This is a genomic window from Nocardioides sp. dk884 (genome assembly GCF_009557055.1).
In the GTDB taxonomy this organism is placed as follows: Bacteria; Actinomycetota; Actinomycetes; order Propionibacteriales; family Nocardioidaceae; genus Nocardioides.
This window is the reverse complement of sequence record NZ_CP045649.1, coordinates 3,237,148-3,251,405: the sequence shown is the minus strand read 5'-3', so window position 1 is coordinate 3,251,405 and position 14,258 is coordinate 3,237,148. Positions and strand designations below refer to the sequence as shown.

Annotated in this window: 12 protein-coding genes; 8 read left to right on the top strand and 4 right to left on the bottom strand. The window is 73.1% G+C overall.

What is annotated here, in order from left to right; all coding sequences use genetic code 11:
• Window positions 1-48 precede the first annotated feature (48 nt).
• Window positions 49-861, top strand: coding sequence for a thioesterase family protein (locus tag GFH29_RS15580; protein ID WP_153324711.1), 813 nt, complete (start codon window positions 49-51; stop codon window positions 859-861).
• A gap of 16 nt (window positions 862-877) precedes the next feature.
• Here GFH29_RS15580 and GFH29_RS15575 read toward each other — a convergent pair whose 3' ends face one another.
• Window positions 878-2,497, bottom strand: a complete 1,620-nt coding sequence (locus GFH29_RS15575; RefSeq protein ID WP_153324710.1) for a hypothetical protein — start codon at window positions 2,495-2,497, stop codon at window positions 878-880.
• 279 nt (window positions 2,498-2,776) lie between these two features.
• On the opposite strand from GFH29_RS15575, the gene GFH29_RS20840 reads away from it, so the two are divergent.
• Complete coding sequence (locus GFH29_RS20840) at window positions 2,777-5,959, top strand: beta strand repeat-containing protein (RefSeq protein ID WP_153324709.1); 3,183 nt, start codon at window positions 2,777-2,779, stop codon at window positions 5,957-5,959.
• A gap of 369 nt (window positions 5,960-6,328) precedes the next feature.
• On the opposite strand, the gene GFH29_RS15565 is transcribed toward GFH29_RS20840, so the two are convergent.
• A complete protein-coding gene (locus GFH29_RS15565) occupies window positions 6,329-7,384 on the bottom strand; it encodes a hypothetical protein (protein ID WP_153324708.1) in 1,056 nt (351 codons plus the stop codon).
• A gap of 67 nt (window positions 7,385-7,451) precedes the next feature.
• Between GFH29_RS15565 and GFH29_RS15560 the strand changes: the two genes are divergently transcribed.
• The 4 genes from GFH29_RS15560 to GFH29_RS15545 are packed head-to-tail and all read left to right on the top strand — an operon-like array spanning window position 7,452 to window position 11,226.
• Window positions 7,452-8,171, top strand: coding sequence for a (deoxy)nucleoside triphosphate pyrophosphohydrolase (locus tag GFH29_RS15560; RefSeq protein ID WP_153324707.1), 720 nt, complete (start codon window positions 7,452-7,454; stop codon window positions 8,169-8,171).
• Between the two features lie 25 nt (window positions 8,172-8,196).
• Window positions 8,197-9,132, top strand: coding sequence for an N-acetyl-1-D-myo-inositol-2-amino-2-deoxy-alpha-D-glucopyranoside deacetylase (mshB, locus tag GFH29_RS15555; RefSeq protein WP_153324706.1), 936 nt, complete (start codon window positions 8,197-8,199; stop codon window positions 9,130-9,132).
• 2 nt (window positions 9,133-9,134) lie between these two features.
• Window positions 9,135-9,491: a hypothetical protein gene (locus GFH29_RS15550; RefSeq protein ID WP_153324705.1), complete on the top strand. Its 357-nt coding sequence runs from the start codon at window positions 9,135-9,137 to the stop codon at window positions 9,489-9,491.
• 10 nt (window positions 9,492-9,501) lie between these two features.
• Entirely contained in the window at window positions 9,502-11,226 is a 1,725-nt protein-coding gene (locus tag GFH29_RS15545) for a VanW family protein (protein ID WP_194288960.1), read from the top strand.
• 54 nt (window positions 11,227-11,280) lie between these two features.
• Here GFH29_RS15545 and GFH29_RS15540 read toward each other — a convergent pair whose 3' ends face one another.
• Complete coding sequence (locus GFH29_RS15540; RefSeq protein ID WP_153324703.1) at window positions 11,281-11,637, bottom strand: hypothetical protein; 357 nt, start codon at window positions 11,635-11,637, stop codon at window positions 11,281-11,283.
• 79 nt (window positions 11,638-11,716) lie between these two features.
• On the bottom strand, window positions 11,717-12,664 hold the full coding sequence (locus GFH29_RS15535; RefSeq protein WP_153324702.1) for a GNAT family N-acetyltransferase: 948 nt from the start codon (window positions 12,662-12,664) through the stop codon (window positions 11,717-11,719).
• A 122-nt stretch (window positions 12,665-12,786) separates the two neighbouring features.
• On the opposite strand from GFH29_RS15535, the gene fdxA reads away from it, so the two are divergent.
• Both fdxA and dapC read left to right on the top strand, forming a co-directional pair.
• The gene (gene fdxA, locus GFH29_RS15530) at window positions 12,787-13,113 is read left to right on the top strand and encodes a ferredoxin (protein ID WP_153324701.1); all 327 of its coding nucleotides are present in this window, start codon (window positions 12,787-12,789) and stop codon (window positions 13,111-13,113) included.
• 32 nt (window positions 13,114-13,145) lie between these two features.
• On the top strand, window positions 13,146-14,258 hold the full coding sequence (gene dapC, locus GFH29_RS15525) for a succinyldiaminopimelate transaminase (RefSeq protein WP_153324700.1): 1,113 nt from the start codon (window positions 13,146-13,148) through the stop codon (window positions 14,256-14,258).

Below are 14,258 nucleotides of genomic sequence, written 5' to 3'. Positions count from 1 at the left end.
CTCGATGCAGGGCATCGTTGGGGGGCATCGTTGGATACCTTGTCCGCCATGACGACCACCGCTTCATCGGAGTTCGACCTGCACACCGCGGTGCGTGCCGCCGGACCGGGGGTGTGGGCCGCCGACCTCGCCGCCGGGTGGCAGGTCGGGGGAGGGCTCAACGGCGGCTACCTGCTGGCGACCGTCGGGACCGCGCTGCGTGCGGCGCTGCCCGGCAAGCCGGACCCGCTCGCGGTGAGCGCCCACTACCTGTCGGCCTCGGTCGCCGGGCCCGCCACCGTGGAGGTCGACGTACGACGCGACGGCGGCAGCCTCGCCACCGCTGCGGCGCGTCTGTGCCAGGACGGCACCACGCGCATCGAGGTGCTGGCGACGTACGGCCAGCTGACGGGCGCGGGGGAGGTGTGGACGACCGCGGTCGAGCCGGAGCTCCCGCCGCGCGAGCAGTGCGTGTCCACCGCCGTGGCCCCGGCGGACCTGCGCCGGGTGGCCCCGCTGATGGACCGCTTCGAGATGCTCTTCCACCCGGACCAGGTCGGCTGGGCCGTCGGTGCCCCGAGCGGGACCGGGGTGATGAGCGCGTGGTTCCGCCTGCCCGGTCGCGAGCCCGACCCGCTCGCGCTGCTGCTCGCGGTGGACGCGCTGCCGCCGGTGACCTTCGACCTCGGCCGCCCCGGCTGGGCGCCCACGATCGAGCTGACCGCGCACCTGCGAGCCACCCCGGCGCCGGGGTGGCTCAAGGTGCGGCACGCGACCCGGACCCTGGCGGGCGGGATGTTCGAGGAGGACTGCGAGGTCTGGGACTCCGCCGGCCGCCTCGTCGCCCAGTCGCGCCAGCTCGCCCGCGCGCCGCGCGCCTGAGCAACCAGGGGCCGCCTCAGGCGGCGGCGGCCGGCAGCGGGTCGTGCAGCGCGGAACCGGTGCGCAGCCACCACTGGGCGGCCGCGGCGAGCTCGTCGTCGGCGTGGGTCGCGAGCGGCAGCACGTGGTCGGTGCTCGACATCCCCAGGGCGAACATCGCGGCGTAGCGCAGCTCGGCGTGCTCGGTCGCCAGGAGTTTTGTCACCGCGTCGGCGTCGGCCTCGCTCAGCGGCTGCCGGTCGCGGCCCAGCTGGGTGAGCGCCCGGCCCTGCACCCAGGGGCGCCGGCAGTCGAACGCCGCGGCGCGCACCCGGTCGCGGACCTCGGTGCAGTCCAGGCTGGAGAGCAGGGACCAGGCGCGGCTGGCCAGGAACTCGTCCTGTCCGCAGGCGAGGTCGAGCAGCAGCGGAGCCAGGGCTCGCGCGTACGGGCTGGCGCCCAGCAGGTGCGCCGCGTGGCGCCGGCGCACCTTGACCAGGTGGAACAGGCCCTCCCGGACCAGTCGGCGCAGCATCAGGTCGGGGTCGTCACGCAGCGCGCGGGGCCCGGTGGCCTGCGCGCGGTCGGCGATGCGGTAGGCGACCTGGCGCGCGGTGGCCGGCGGCACCAGCTCGCGGGTCGTGCGGCTCTGCAGCAGCCAGGTGCGTTTGGCCTCGTTGCGCAGCGAGGACAGGACCACCTCGAAGGCCGGGTCCGGCAGGTGCGCGGCGAGCTCGAGGGCGTTGACGCCGTGCGGCGTCGCCTCCGCCCGGCGCAGCCCGTGGACAGCCGCGCGGACCAGCACGTCGCGGTAGTCGTCGCTGAACTGCTGACGCCCGGCCTTGGCGGCGAGCACGCCCCAGGTGGCAGGCGCGAGCGTCCGGTGGCCGGAGCCGTGCAGGCGGATCAGCAGGTCGCTGGCCTGGTCGCCGGGCAGCTGGGCGAGCATGCTCACCGCGCCCCGGCCGACCTGCACGTGCGGGTCGGTGCAGTACTCGCCCAGCGCGCGCAGCATGTGCCGCTGGGAGTCCGGCTGGAGCAGCAGCATGGTCGCGGTCTCATAGCGCGACACGTACGCCGGCCCGACGGCGCGGGCCAGCTCGGCCAGCAGCGAGCGGCACACGGAGCGCCAGGTGTCCGGGTGCAGGTAGACCCGGTCGTACTGGGTGAGCTCGACGGCGAGCCCGAGCCACTGCGCGCCGCTCGCGCGACCCGCGTCGAGGTCCTCGAACACGCGGTCGAGGTCGGTGACCTCCTCGGGTCGCGGCAGTCGCCGCGCGGGCTGCTCGGCGCCGAACGAGCGGGCCAGACCACGCGCGACCGCGAGGAAGGAGCCCGGCACGGCGCCGACCATCTCCTCGTAGGCCTGCACGGTGCGCTCGGGCACCAGGTGGAGCCCGGACTCCCAGCGGCTGATCCGGGTGCGGTCGACGTGGATCTCGTGCCGCTCGCCCAGCCCGACGACGAAGGCCTCGCGTGCGCAGGTCTCCTGGTCACCGGAGAGACGTGCGGTGGCTAACAGCCACGCGATTCGCTGGGTGACCCCGACCTCGGCCCGATCGATCGGGTGCGGGTCCTCGGGAAGCCGCTGCGGGCGACCCCGCCGTCTGCCTGGTGATGTGCTGGTGGTGCCTTCTGTGGTGCTCAGTGCGCCCACGTACCTTTCGTTCCCCCGTTGCACGCCGTCCTCGAGCCGACCCCCCTGACCGGCTCGACGCAGAACGTCGCCCAATGAACCTAGCCGCGCATTGATGCACGGAGGAGTTCTTGCAACACGAATGGTGGCGTGCAACAACCCCGTGACAAGTTCTGGAAATCCCTACTTTCGAGGAAGCCCGGTCTCAGCAATGAGGGCTTGCGACTCCGGTCGCATCGCCGGGCAGCGGTGGGGGCGGATGTTCCTGCCGTGACTGACAATCCGGAAGGAACCAAAGCAATGAACAGCAGCGGCATTAAGCGGGGACTGGCGGCAACCGCCGTCTCCGCCCTGGCGATCGCGGGTCTCCCGCTCCTCGCCTCCTCGGCCTCGGCCGACACCATCAACGACCAGGTCACCGCACTGGAGCTGGTCAGCCAGTCCTCCGGCGAGGCCTCGGTGAAGAACGACGGCACCGACTCCACGATCCGCCTGCAGGCTGTGGCCCCGGCGTCGATCACGTCGGTGACGTTCCAGTACAAGATCGGCGCGGACTGGCAGGACATCGCCACCGTCTCCTCGCGCAACGACGACGGCGCCTTCTCCCAGGAGTGGGCCCCGACCGGCGCGATCATCGGCGCGAACGTCGACCTGCGCGTGATCGGCACCCCGACCGGCGGCACCCAGCAGGCGGACGACGTCACCGGCCTCACGATCACCCCCGCCGGTGGCGCCGTGGCCACGGTCAACCTGGCCGCGGGCTCCGCGCTCGGCGTGTTCCAGTCGCCGTACGGCGCCGGTCACAACGTGATCGTCAACGGCACCACGTCGCTCGCCAGCGGCGCTGTGGCGCTCAAGACCGGCGACGCCATCACGGACGCCGCAGCCTCCGCGACCCCCGCCACCGTCACCCCGGTGCGCGGCGCCACCACCGGTTCCTTCCGCGGTGTCCTTGACATCTCGGCGGACTACACCTACGGCGCGACCGACCAGCTGCTCGTCGGCGCGACCGTCACGGGCGGCAGCGACCACGTCGAGGCCTACACGCTCTACAAGCAGGCCATCACCACGGTCACGGCGACCGCGAGCTCCACCAAGGTGGAGGAGGGCGGCGAGGCGACCGTCACCGTCACCGTGGTCGACCAGAACGGTGCGCCCATCGCGGGTGCCCGGGTCACCAGCAGCGCCGACGCCACGGCTGTGGAGACGACGGACGCGGCCGGCCAGGCCACGTTCGACCAGGGCCCGAGCACGGCGTACTACTACGCCGACGCCACCAACACGGCCGGCTACTCCGCCGGCGCCGGTGACCAGAAGTCCGCCGACATCACCGTCTCGGAGTACGTCGCGGCGCCCGCGACCCTCTCCGCGACCTCGACCGACGGCGCCGCCTTCGACCGCGACGAGTACGCCGCGGGCGACCTCAGCGTGCAGGTCAAGGACCAGGAGGGCGCCAACCGCGCCGTGCCCGGCCAGAGCCTGAACTACTTCTGGACCGTCACGCCGTTCGACGCCACCGCCGCCCCCGTCCGGGTGCCGGCCACGGGCACGAGCACCCAGGCCAGCTCCACCGCGGGCCGCTTCGACGTCACGCTGCCGACCGGTACGCCGTCCGGCACCTACACCCTGAACGCCGCGCTTGGCGCCGACGCGCTGGGCAACGGCGCGATCGCCGCTGCCGAGGTGCTCTCGGTCAAGGTCGGCCAGGCCTCGGTCGTCCTCACCCCTGCGCGGGAGCAGAACGTCGCCGCCGGTGGCATCGCCACCGCGACCGGCAAGGTTGCCCTCGAGGACGGCACCGTCCTGGCGAACCGCTCGGTCGACGTGACCTACGCCCAGGGCACCACGGGCTCGGACTCCGCGAAGGACGCCGGCATCGTGCCCGCGACCGGCACCGGTCTGGTGGCCTCGCGCACGTTCACCACGGGTGCCGACGGCACCTTCGAGGTCAAGATCAGCGACCCGGCAGAGACCCCGCAGCGCACCGAGCTCGGTGGCTCGCTCGACGCGGCCGCCCCCGCCCTCGGCGTCGCGGCGACCCAGGTCGCCAACGTCGCGATCAACTTCATCAGCGCCGCCCCCATCGCGGGCGCCGTGGTGACCATCGCCGAGAACACCGGCGAGAACACCCCCGGCACCCTGGTGACCGGCACGGCCACCGTCGCCATCCCGGGCGCCGGCGGGACCAGCACGCCGGTCGTCGGCCAGCAGGTCACCGTCACCCTCGACAAGGGCCACTTCGTCGCCTCGACCCGCCCCGGCGCGGCCGTTCCGGCGAAGACCACCATCGAGGCGGGCGACCTGGTCGGTGACTACCTCAACATCGGCACGAGCCGCACGCTCGTCACCGACGCCGACGGCGAGGTGTCCTTCGCCTACACGATCGGTCGCGACACGGGCTTCGACGACGACGGCAAGGTCGCCGCGACCCTGACCGCCGCCGCCGCCGGCGCGAGCGACACCGAGGGCGTCGACTTCTCCTCCGCGAACCCGCTCAACGGCGGCAAGGTCGAGATCGTCATGTCGCCGGAGTCGGTGCAGCGCAATGCCGTGGCGCCGGCCCTCGAGGGTGACCGGGTCTACTTCGACCTGTTCACCACCGACCAGTTCGGCAACCGCGTGGGTGGGGAGGACGTGGCCCTCAGCGAGACCGCTGAGAACTTCACGCTCTCGTCGACGACCGCGACGTCCGACTTCGCTGCGGACGGCGACTTCTACGTGACCGGCACCGCCGAGCTCGACGCAGTCGTCACGGCGGGCTGGACGACGGACACCACCACCTACACCTCCGCCGCAGGCGCCGTGTCGACCGTGGTGAACGGCAAGACCTTCACCGACACCGAGACCGTCGAGTACTACGCGGTCGACTTCGCTGGCTCGACGTTCGAGATGACCTCCAGCGCCGAGGGCGCGGTCGAGATCGGCACCTCGGTGACCGAGACCGTCAAGGTCGTCGACCAGGAGGGTCGCCCGGTCGCCGGCGCCAGCGTGGAGTTCAACCGCAACGGCGCGGGCGGCGACGCCACCGTCAACCGCACGACGAACGCCGCCGGTGTCGCGACGTACACCTTCTCGGTGACGGAGGCCGGCACGGTCAACGTGACCGCGCTGGTCACCTCGGGCATCCAGTCCGAGACCCTGACCGACACCATCGAGGTCGAGGCTGCCCCGGTCGTCGTTGACCCGAACCCGCCGGTGAAGATCACCGCCAGCATCACCGGTGCCAACAACGGCAAGAAGGCCGACAAGCTGACCGTCAAGGCCAGCAACAAGATCGCCGCGGGCGCGATCGTGAAGCTGTTCAAGATCAACGCCAAGGGCAAGCAGGTCCTGGTCGACACCGACGTGCTCAACGCCAACGGCTCGCGCGTCTTCACGGTGGCCGACAACAACAAGGCCAAGAAGACCAAGTACCGCGCGGTCATCGTCGGCTCCAAGTCGGTCCACACCAAGGCGAAGTCGAACACCAAGGCCGTTCGCTGACGCGAGAGGTCTGACACGGGAGGGCTCCGCGGGATCTGAGGATCTCGCGGGGCCCGACCCCCGGCGGGGGAGAGGTATTCGATCCTCCCGCTGACATCACTACCGGCCATCACGTGCCGGTTCCACGGACGCGGTCCGGGCCATTCTCTGTTGCCGCTGCGCGAGCTTGACCCGGACCGCCCCGTCACGTTAGGCCATCAACCCCTCTTCGAGGGGTTTTTGCGTTTTCGGGGTGTCGGGGGACATCCCTCGGACCGCTTTGCTGGCGCGTTGTTCCCACGTCTTGTGGACGCTTCCCACGGCGTACACCACGTGTGCAGCGTCGATAACCCCGCGTTACATGGGATCAGCGCACCCGGCCCACCGGCCTCAGCGGCGGTCGAACCACGCCCGGTCGAGGGCGACCAGCCAGCGGCGGCCGGGGTGCTCGGTGAGGGTCCACAGCTCGTCGCGAGAGGGCCACCAGGTGAGGTCCTCCGGCCCCATCGGTACGGCGAAGCGGTGGGCGCGCCAGTCACCGGGCCCGCCGACATACACGGTGCCGGGGGTCCACGGGCCCTGCGACGCGGTCACGTGGTGGCGTCCGCGGGCGACGGCGACCCCCTGGGAGCGCACCATCGTCGCGTCGTCGGCGGTGAGCGCGCGGGCGAGCCCGTCGTCCCCGACCACGGGGTCGCCCTCGGCGTCGAGGAGGAAGCGCGCCAGGCGGCGGGTCTGGCGCGCGGAGCCGTACTCGCCGACGAGGAGGTGAGGCGGCGCCGCCTCCCGGTCCAGGGAGAGGAAGGAGTGGCGCAGCCGCTCGCCGTCACCGTCCACGCCACCGCGCTGCGAGGACGCCATGGGCAGCACGTAGCGGTGCCCGGAGGTCTCCAGCCCGTGGCCCTCCGGGACCCGCAGGATGTCGCGCACGTCGAAGGTGTGGAAGCCGCGCCGGGTCGCCGCCACGTGCAGCCGGGGTCCGTCCCACACGATCCCGCCCGCGTGCGCGGTCACCGGCGCGATCCCCGGGCGCGCGCCGTCCGGCCCGCCGCCGACCGCGCGCACCAGCAGCACGTGGCGGTAGCGCAGCGAGTCGAGGTCGACGAAGCTGACCCGCGCGCCGGCCCCGGCCTTGGAGTACCACGTCGTCACCAGCAGCCGCCGGCCCTCGACGGTGTCGACGACCGGATCGGCCGCGGCCTCCGCGGAGGAGGAGATGCCCTGTGGCCACCAGCCACGGTCGCGGCTGTCGGCGCGCTCCCACGCCAGCGCCCGTCGTACGGCGCGTCCCGGCGCCCAGGTGCGGCGCAGCCGGCCGTCCAGGTCGCCGAGCACGCCGGACAGCCCGACCGGGCCGCCCAGGTCGGCGGCGAGGGCCGCGCGTGCCTCCGGGTCCTCCTCTCGGCGGTGCAGGTGGACCGCGGCGCGCTGGGTGGGCTCGCTCATCCCACGACCGTAGACCCCCGGGGCCGCGACGCGGGACGGTCCCCGCCCCGCACTAGGCTCGGGGTCCGTGAGCACCGGCAGGGACGCAGAGACCAGGCAGCAGGTCGTCGCGGCGGCCATCGTCCGCGCGGGCCGGGTGCTGGCCACCCGACGCACGTCGCCCCCGGCCCTCGCCGGTCGCTGGGAGCTGCCCGGCGGCAAGGTCGAGCCGGGGGAGCGGCCCGCGGCCGCCCTCGAGCGGGAGATCGCCGAGGAGCTCGGCTGCGGCGTCGAGGTGACCGGCTGGCTGCAGGGCACCGCGCCGATCGGGGACACCCACGAGCTGCGGGTCGCCACCGCGCGGCTGGTGCGCGGTGAGCCGGAGCCGGTCGAGCACGACGCGGTGCGCTGGCTCGGCGCCGACGAGCTCGACCCCACGCACCCCGACGCCGTGGACTGGCTCGAGCCCGACCGCCCCTTCCTCGCCGAGCTCGCGGCCGTGCTGCGCGCGATGCCGGCGCCCACCGGACTGCGCGCGATCGTGTTCGAGGAGGACGACGCGCACGCCCTCGAGGCCCGGCTGCGCGCGGACGGGTACGACGCGGAGGTGCTGCGCGAGCGCCTGGCCGGCGAGGACGACGACGAGGACCACCCGTGGGCGGTGGTCAGCGACGCCCCGGAGGCGGTGCTGGACCTGCTCGTGGACGCCTACGACGGCTGGCTGGACCGCGAGGACGCCCCGCAGCCCCTCCCCGGTGCGGCCCCGCTCGACCTGCCCACCGCGCCCCGACGCCTCAAGCGCCCCTGAGGGTGGCGCCCCCTAGGATCGAGCCATGACCGCAGACCTCCCGGCCCAGGCGTCCCAGCGCCTGCTGCTCGTGCACGCCCACCCCGACGACGAGTCGATCGGCAACGGCGCCACGATGGCCAAGTACGTCGCCGAGGGCCGCCACGTCACCCTCGTGACCTGCACCGCCGGTGAGATGGGCGAGATCCTGGTGCCCGAGCTCGAGCACCTCGGTGCCGACCGCGACGACCGCCTCGGCGAGCACCGCCGCGGCGAGCTGGCGGACGCGATGAAGGCGCTCGGGGTCACCGACCACCGGTTCCTCGGCGGCTTCGGCCGCTTCCGCGACTCCGGCATGAAGTGGCACGAGCAGGGCCACGCGATCCCGGCCGACGACATCCACGACAACGCGTTCTGGCGCGCCGACCTCACCGAGGCTGCCGACCTGCTCGTGGAGATCATCCGCGAGGTCCGCCCGCAGGTGCTGGTGACCTACGACCAGTTCGGCGGCTACGGCCACCCCGACCACATCCAGGCCCACCGCGTCGCGACGTACGCCGCCTCGCTCGCCGCGGTGCCGTCCTACCGCCTCGACCTCGGCGAGCCGTGGGACATCGCGAAGATCTACTGGGGCGCGATGTCGGAGAGCCGCATGCGCGAGGGGCTGCGCACGCTGCGCGCGGCGGGCGACAACAGCTTCGAGGGCATGGACCCCGACGGCCCGCTGCCGCACTTCGTCACCCCCGACGAGCTGCTCTCCGCCCGCATCGACGCCACCGACCACGTGGAGCGCAAGATGGCGGCCCTGGCCGCCCACGCGACCCAGATCACCACCGACGGCCCGTTCTTCGCGCTGAGCAACAACGTCGGCCAGACCGCCTGGGGCGAGGAGTTCTACCGCATCGCCAAGGGCCAGCGCGGCGAGCTCGGCCCCGACGGCCTGGAGACCGATCTCTTCGCCGGCCTCCCGCTCGACGACTGAGCGTGCGGCGCGTCCTCTCCGGCCTGCTCGCGGTGCCGGTGCTCCTGCTCGGGGCGGCGACGGCGCTCGCCACGGTGGCCGTCCACGGCCACTGGTGGGGCCTGCTGCTCGGCCTGGCCGCGACCGTGGCCACCACGATCGCGCTGCCGCCGGGGTGGACCCGGCGCGTCGCCTGGGCCGCCGGTTGGGTGGCGATGGTGGGCTACCTGGCGGTGCCGCGGAGTGAAGGTGATTACGTCATCGCGGGGGATCTGGCGGGCTATGCCGTGCTGATCACCGCTGCGGTGGTGGCCCTGGGCGCGCTAGCGACCCTGCCGGGGCGCTCGTCAATGCGCACTCGGCTCCCACCCACTACCTAAGATGTGCGCCGTGAGTGCATCGGATACTACCCCTGGACGAGAGAAGGCGGGCGGCCGCGTCGTCGCGTTCGTCGTCCTCGGCCTGGTCGTGCTGGGCGCGCTGACCTACGGCGCGCTCTACGTCCTGGCCGGCGACAAGGTACCCCGCGGCACGACCGTCGCCGGTGTCGAGATCGGCGGCAAGAGTCGGGCGGAGGCCGAGCGCGTGCTCGACGACGCGCTGGCCGACCGGGTCGACGGCTCGGTGACCGTGAAGGTCGGCAAGCGGGTCGAGCAGGTCACCGCCGCGGACGCCGGCCTGTCGGTCGACGTCGAGAGCTCGGTCGCGGCCGCCGGCGGCGAGCGCAGCTGGTCGCCCTCGCGGCTGTGGGACTACTTCGTCGGAGGTGACGACCTCGACGCGGTCGTCGACGTCGACGACGCGCGGATGGACGCGCTCCTCAAGGAGCTCGCCGAGCGGGTCGGTACGCCGCCGCGCGACGGCGACCTGGTCTTCGAGGACGGCGGCGTGCGCGTCGTGGAGCCCCGCAACGGACGCGCGATCGACCCCGACACCGCACGCGAGGAGATCCTCTCCGCCTACCTGCGCGAGGACCCGGTCGCGAAGCTGCCGGTCCGCGCCGCCGACCCCGACATCGACGAGGCCGAGGTGCAGCGCGCGCTCGACGAGTTCGCCAACCCGGCGCTCTCCGGACCGGTGACGCTGGACTTCCGTGGCTCCTCGGTGGAGCTGGGCCCCGACGACTTCGCCCCGGTGCTGGGCGTGCGGGCCGAGAAGGGCCGGCTGGTCCCGGAGCTCGACGAGGCCGCGCTGATCGAGCTCATCGACGACAACATCGGCGACGAGGGCGCCGCGGTCGACGCGACCGTGCGCCTGGTCAACGGCCGCCCGAAGGTGGTGCCCGGTCGCGAGGGCGTCACCTACGACCCCGACGACGTCACCGGCGGCTTCCTGCGCCTGGTCACCGCCCCCGAGGGCAAGCGCAGCATGGAGATCGCCGCCACCGTCGACGAGCCGGACTTCACCGCCGAGGACGCCCAGGCGCTCGGCATCAAGGAGAAGGTCTCCTCGTTCACGACGTACTACCCGCCGGCGACCTACCGCGACGTCAACATCGGCCGGGCCGCCGAGCTCATCGACGGCACCGTGCTCAAGCCGGGGGAGACCTTCTCGCTCAACGACACCGTCGGCGAGCGCACGGTCGAGAACGGCTTCACGACCGGCACGATCATCAGCAACGGCATCTTCAAGGAGGACCTCGGCGGCGGGGTGTCGCAGATGGCGACGACGCTGTTCAACGCGGCCTTCTTCGCCGGTCTCGAGGACGTCGAGCACAAGCCCCACTCGGTCTACATCGACCGCTACCCGGTCGGCCGCGAGGCCACCGTCGCCTGGGGCGCCGTCGACCTGCGCTTCCGCAACGACACCGACCACGGCGTCCTGATCGACGCCAAGGTCACCCCGAGCGCGGGGCGCTCGCAGGGCGTCGTGACCGTGTCGATGTGGTCCACCAAGACGTGGGACATCGAGACCACGACCAGCGAGCGCTACGCCTACACGTCGCCGAAGACCCAGACGCTGAGCGGGCCGGAGTGCCTGCCGAACACCGGCTACAGCGGGTTCGACGTGGACGTCGAGCGGATCTTCAAGCGCCCGGGCTCCAAGGAGGTCGTGCGCACCGAGAAGATCACCACGACCTACATCCCCTCCGACACGATCATCTGCAAGCCCTGACGGGCCCGGCCGCGGCCCGGGGGCGCGTGCCCCCGGCCGCAGCCGGCAGGTCGGTCAGCCCGCGAGCCGGCGTGCCGGCGCCACCGTCACCCGGATGCCGGGCTCGGTGGTGGCGACGCTGCCCGCGGAGTCGCTGGTGCGCAGCACCACGAGGTGGGTGCCCGGCTCGCCGGGTCGCCACGGGTGCTCCCACTCGACGCCCTCGGAGGGGCCGTTGTCGCCGGTGAGCGTGGTCTCCTCCCAGGTCGTGCCGCCGTCGGTGCTGACCTCGACGACGCTGATGGTGGCGCGCGGCGACCAGGCACGGCCCTGGAGCACGGTGAGCTCCTGACACACCGCGGCGTCCACGTGGGCGAGCGTGCTGGTCGGCAGGGTCGCGCCCGTGACGGGCTGGGTGTGGTGGCTCAACATGAGGTAACCATACAAACAAAGTCTGGATAACCGGGGCTCGTTCGCACGATGGCCCCGGGCGTGTCCGGGCCGGCCGGCGTCAGTCGGCCTGGAGGTAGCGCGCCACGTGGTGGGTGGCGAAGCCCAGGCCCTCGTACAGCGCGCGGGCGGGCTCGTTGTCGGTCTCCACGTGCAGCCAGGCCGTGGTCGCGCCCCGCTCGGCGGCCAGCTCGAGCAGCTCGTCGAGCACCAGGCCCGCCAGCCCGCGGCGCCGGTGCGGCTCCGCGACGTGCAGGGCGTGCAGGCCGATCCAGTCGCCGTCGAGCCCGGCCCGCCCGCTCGCGAGCAGCTCGTCGTCGCGGCGTACCTCGGCCAGGGCGCGGGGGCCGTCGACCTCGAGGGTGACGGTCGCGCCGTCGGGCAGGGTGCCGCCGATCGCCCGGCGGGCGCGGCGCACGCGCGCGACGGAGGCCAGCTCGAACGCCGCCTCGCCGCCGGGGTACGCCGACCAGCCGTGCGCGAGCAGCCAGGACTCGGTGGGGGAGTCCGCCTCCACCTGCGCCAGCGGCGTGCGCCCGCGCTCGCGATAGAAGGACAGGACCGCCGCCACGGCCTCGGGCAGCGGGCGGCCCGGATCGCCCATCGCCAGGCACGAGTTGGCCCGCTTGAGCGGGCGCCCGACCGGCTGGGCCACGGTGCGCAGCACCCAGTCGCCGAGGGATTCCTGCTCGACGTCGGGCCAGAGCGCGAGCGCGTGGCCCTCGGCCTCGCGGACCCCGACCCGCTGGCGCACCGACGGGCGCGGCGGCACCGGCTTGCCGGAGACGATGTCGGCCAGGGCGATCACCACGGGCTCGCCGTCCTCCGGGGCGACGGTGCACGACCGGGCGTCCCACGCGGTGCAGACGCCGAGCAGGTCGGTCATCCCCGGCCCGCCGGAGGGCCCGGTCTCGCCGCGCAGCAGGCGTCGTACGACGACCCGCTGGCCTACCACGTGCGGGCCGAGCAGGTGCTGCCCGACCGGCCCGTCCGGCGACGGTGACCTCAATCGTCCGACATTTCTGTTCGCATCCTGGGGTTCCGGCGCTCCGTGCACGACGGGATACTAGGCTTTCCACCATTCGCCCACTCGTCCGCGCCCGTCGGGCGCAGACCCCTCAGGAGGAACCGGTGACGTACGTCATCTCCCAGCCGTGTGTCGACTTGAAGGACCGCGCGTGCGTCGATGAGTGCCCGGTCGACTGCATCTACGAGGGCAAGCGGATGCTGTACATCCACCCCGACGAGTGCGTGGACTGCGGCGCGTGCGAGCCGGTCTGCCCGGTCGAGGCGATCTTCTACGAGGACGACGTCCCGGAGGAGCAGAAGGGCTACTACGACGCCAACGTCCAGTTCTTCGACGACCTCGGCTCGCCCGGTGGCGCCGCGAAGATGGGCGAGATCGACAAGGACCACCCGATGGTCGCTGCGCTCCCGCCGCAGAACCAGGACCACTGATCCTCTCCACGACTCCAGAACGGCGCCCGAGCTTGTCGCGCACCCGCGTCTCCAGCCTGCTGCCCGACTTCCCCTGGGACCACCTCGCGGCCCATGCGGAGCGGGCGCGTCAGCACCCCGACGGGATCGTCGACCTCTCGGTCGGCACCCCGGTGGACCCGACCCCGCAGGTCGCCCAGCAGGCGCTGTGCGACGCCGCGGACTCCCCGGGCTACCCGGTCACGATCGGGCGGGCTACGACGCGGCAGGCGGCGATCGACTGGCTCGAGCGCCGTCATGGGGTCACCGGCCTCGGTCTGGACCAGGTGCTGCCGCTGATCGGCTCCAAGGAGCTGATCGCCTCGCTGCCCGGCCACCTCGGTCTCGGCGCGGGCGACCTGATCGTGCACCCCGAGCTGGCCTACCCGACCTACGAGGTCGGGACGGCGCTGTGCGGTGCGACGCCGATGGCGACCGACTCGCTCACCGCGCTGGGCCCGCAGGTCCCGGCGCTGCTGTGGCTGAACTCGCCGTCCAACCCCAGCGGCCGGGTGCTCGGCATCGACCACCTGCGCAAGGTGGTCGAGTGGTGCCGTGAGCGCGGCACGATCCTGGTCTCCGACGAGTGCTACATCGAGTGCTCGTGGGAGGGGGAGAAGCCGGTCTCGGTGCTCCACCCCGACGTCTGCGGCGGCTCCCACGAGGGCATCCTCGCGGTGCACTCGCTGTCGAAGCGCTCCAACCTGGCCGGCTACCGCTGCGCGTTCATCGCCGGTGACCGCGACCTGGTCGGCGAGCTGCTCGCGGTCCGCAAGAACCTCGGCCTGCAGATGCCCGAGCCCCAGCAGGTCGCGATGAAGGCGGCGCTCGACGACGACGCGCACGCCCTCGAGCAGCACGCCCGGTACGCCGCGCGCCGCGGCGTCCTGCGCGCCGCGCTCGAGGAGGCCGGCTTCCGCGTCGAGCACTCCGAGGCGTCGCTCTACCTGTGGTCGACCCGCGACGAGGACTGCTGGGACACCGTCTCCTGGCTCGCCGACCGCGGCATCCTGGTCGCGCCGGGCGCCTTCTACGGTGCGGCCGGACGCCGCCACGTGCGGGTGGCCTTCACCGCCACCGACGAGCGCGTCGCCGCCGCGGTGGACCGCCTTCGCTCCGCTGGCTGA

Coding starts and splice junctions, on each gene's coding strand:
- GFH29_RS15565 (WP_153324708.1), bottom strand. CDS start 7,384: ATGAGCGAGCCCACCCAGCGCGCCGCGGTCCACCTGCACCGCCGAGAG.
- GFH29_RS15540 (WP_153324703.1), bottom strand. CDS start 11,637: ATGTTGAGCCACCACACCCAGCCCGTCACGGGCGCGACCCTGCCGACC.
- GFH29_RS15580 (WP_153324711.1), top strand. CDS start 49: ATGACGACCACCGCTTCATCGGAGTTCGACCTGCACACCGCGGTGCGT.
- mshB (WP_153324706.1), top strand. CDS start 8,197: ATGACCGCAGACCTCCCGGCCCAGGCGTCCCAGCGCCTGCTGCTCGTG.
- GFH29_RS20840 (WP_153324709.1), top strand. CDS start 2,777: ATGAACAGCAGCGGCATTAAGCGGGGACTGGCGGCAACCGCCGTCTCC.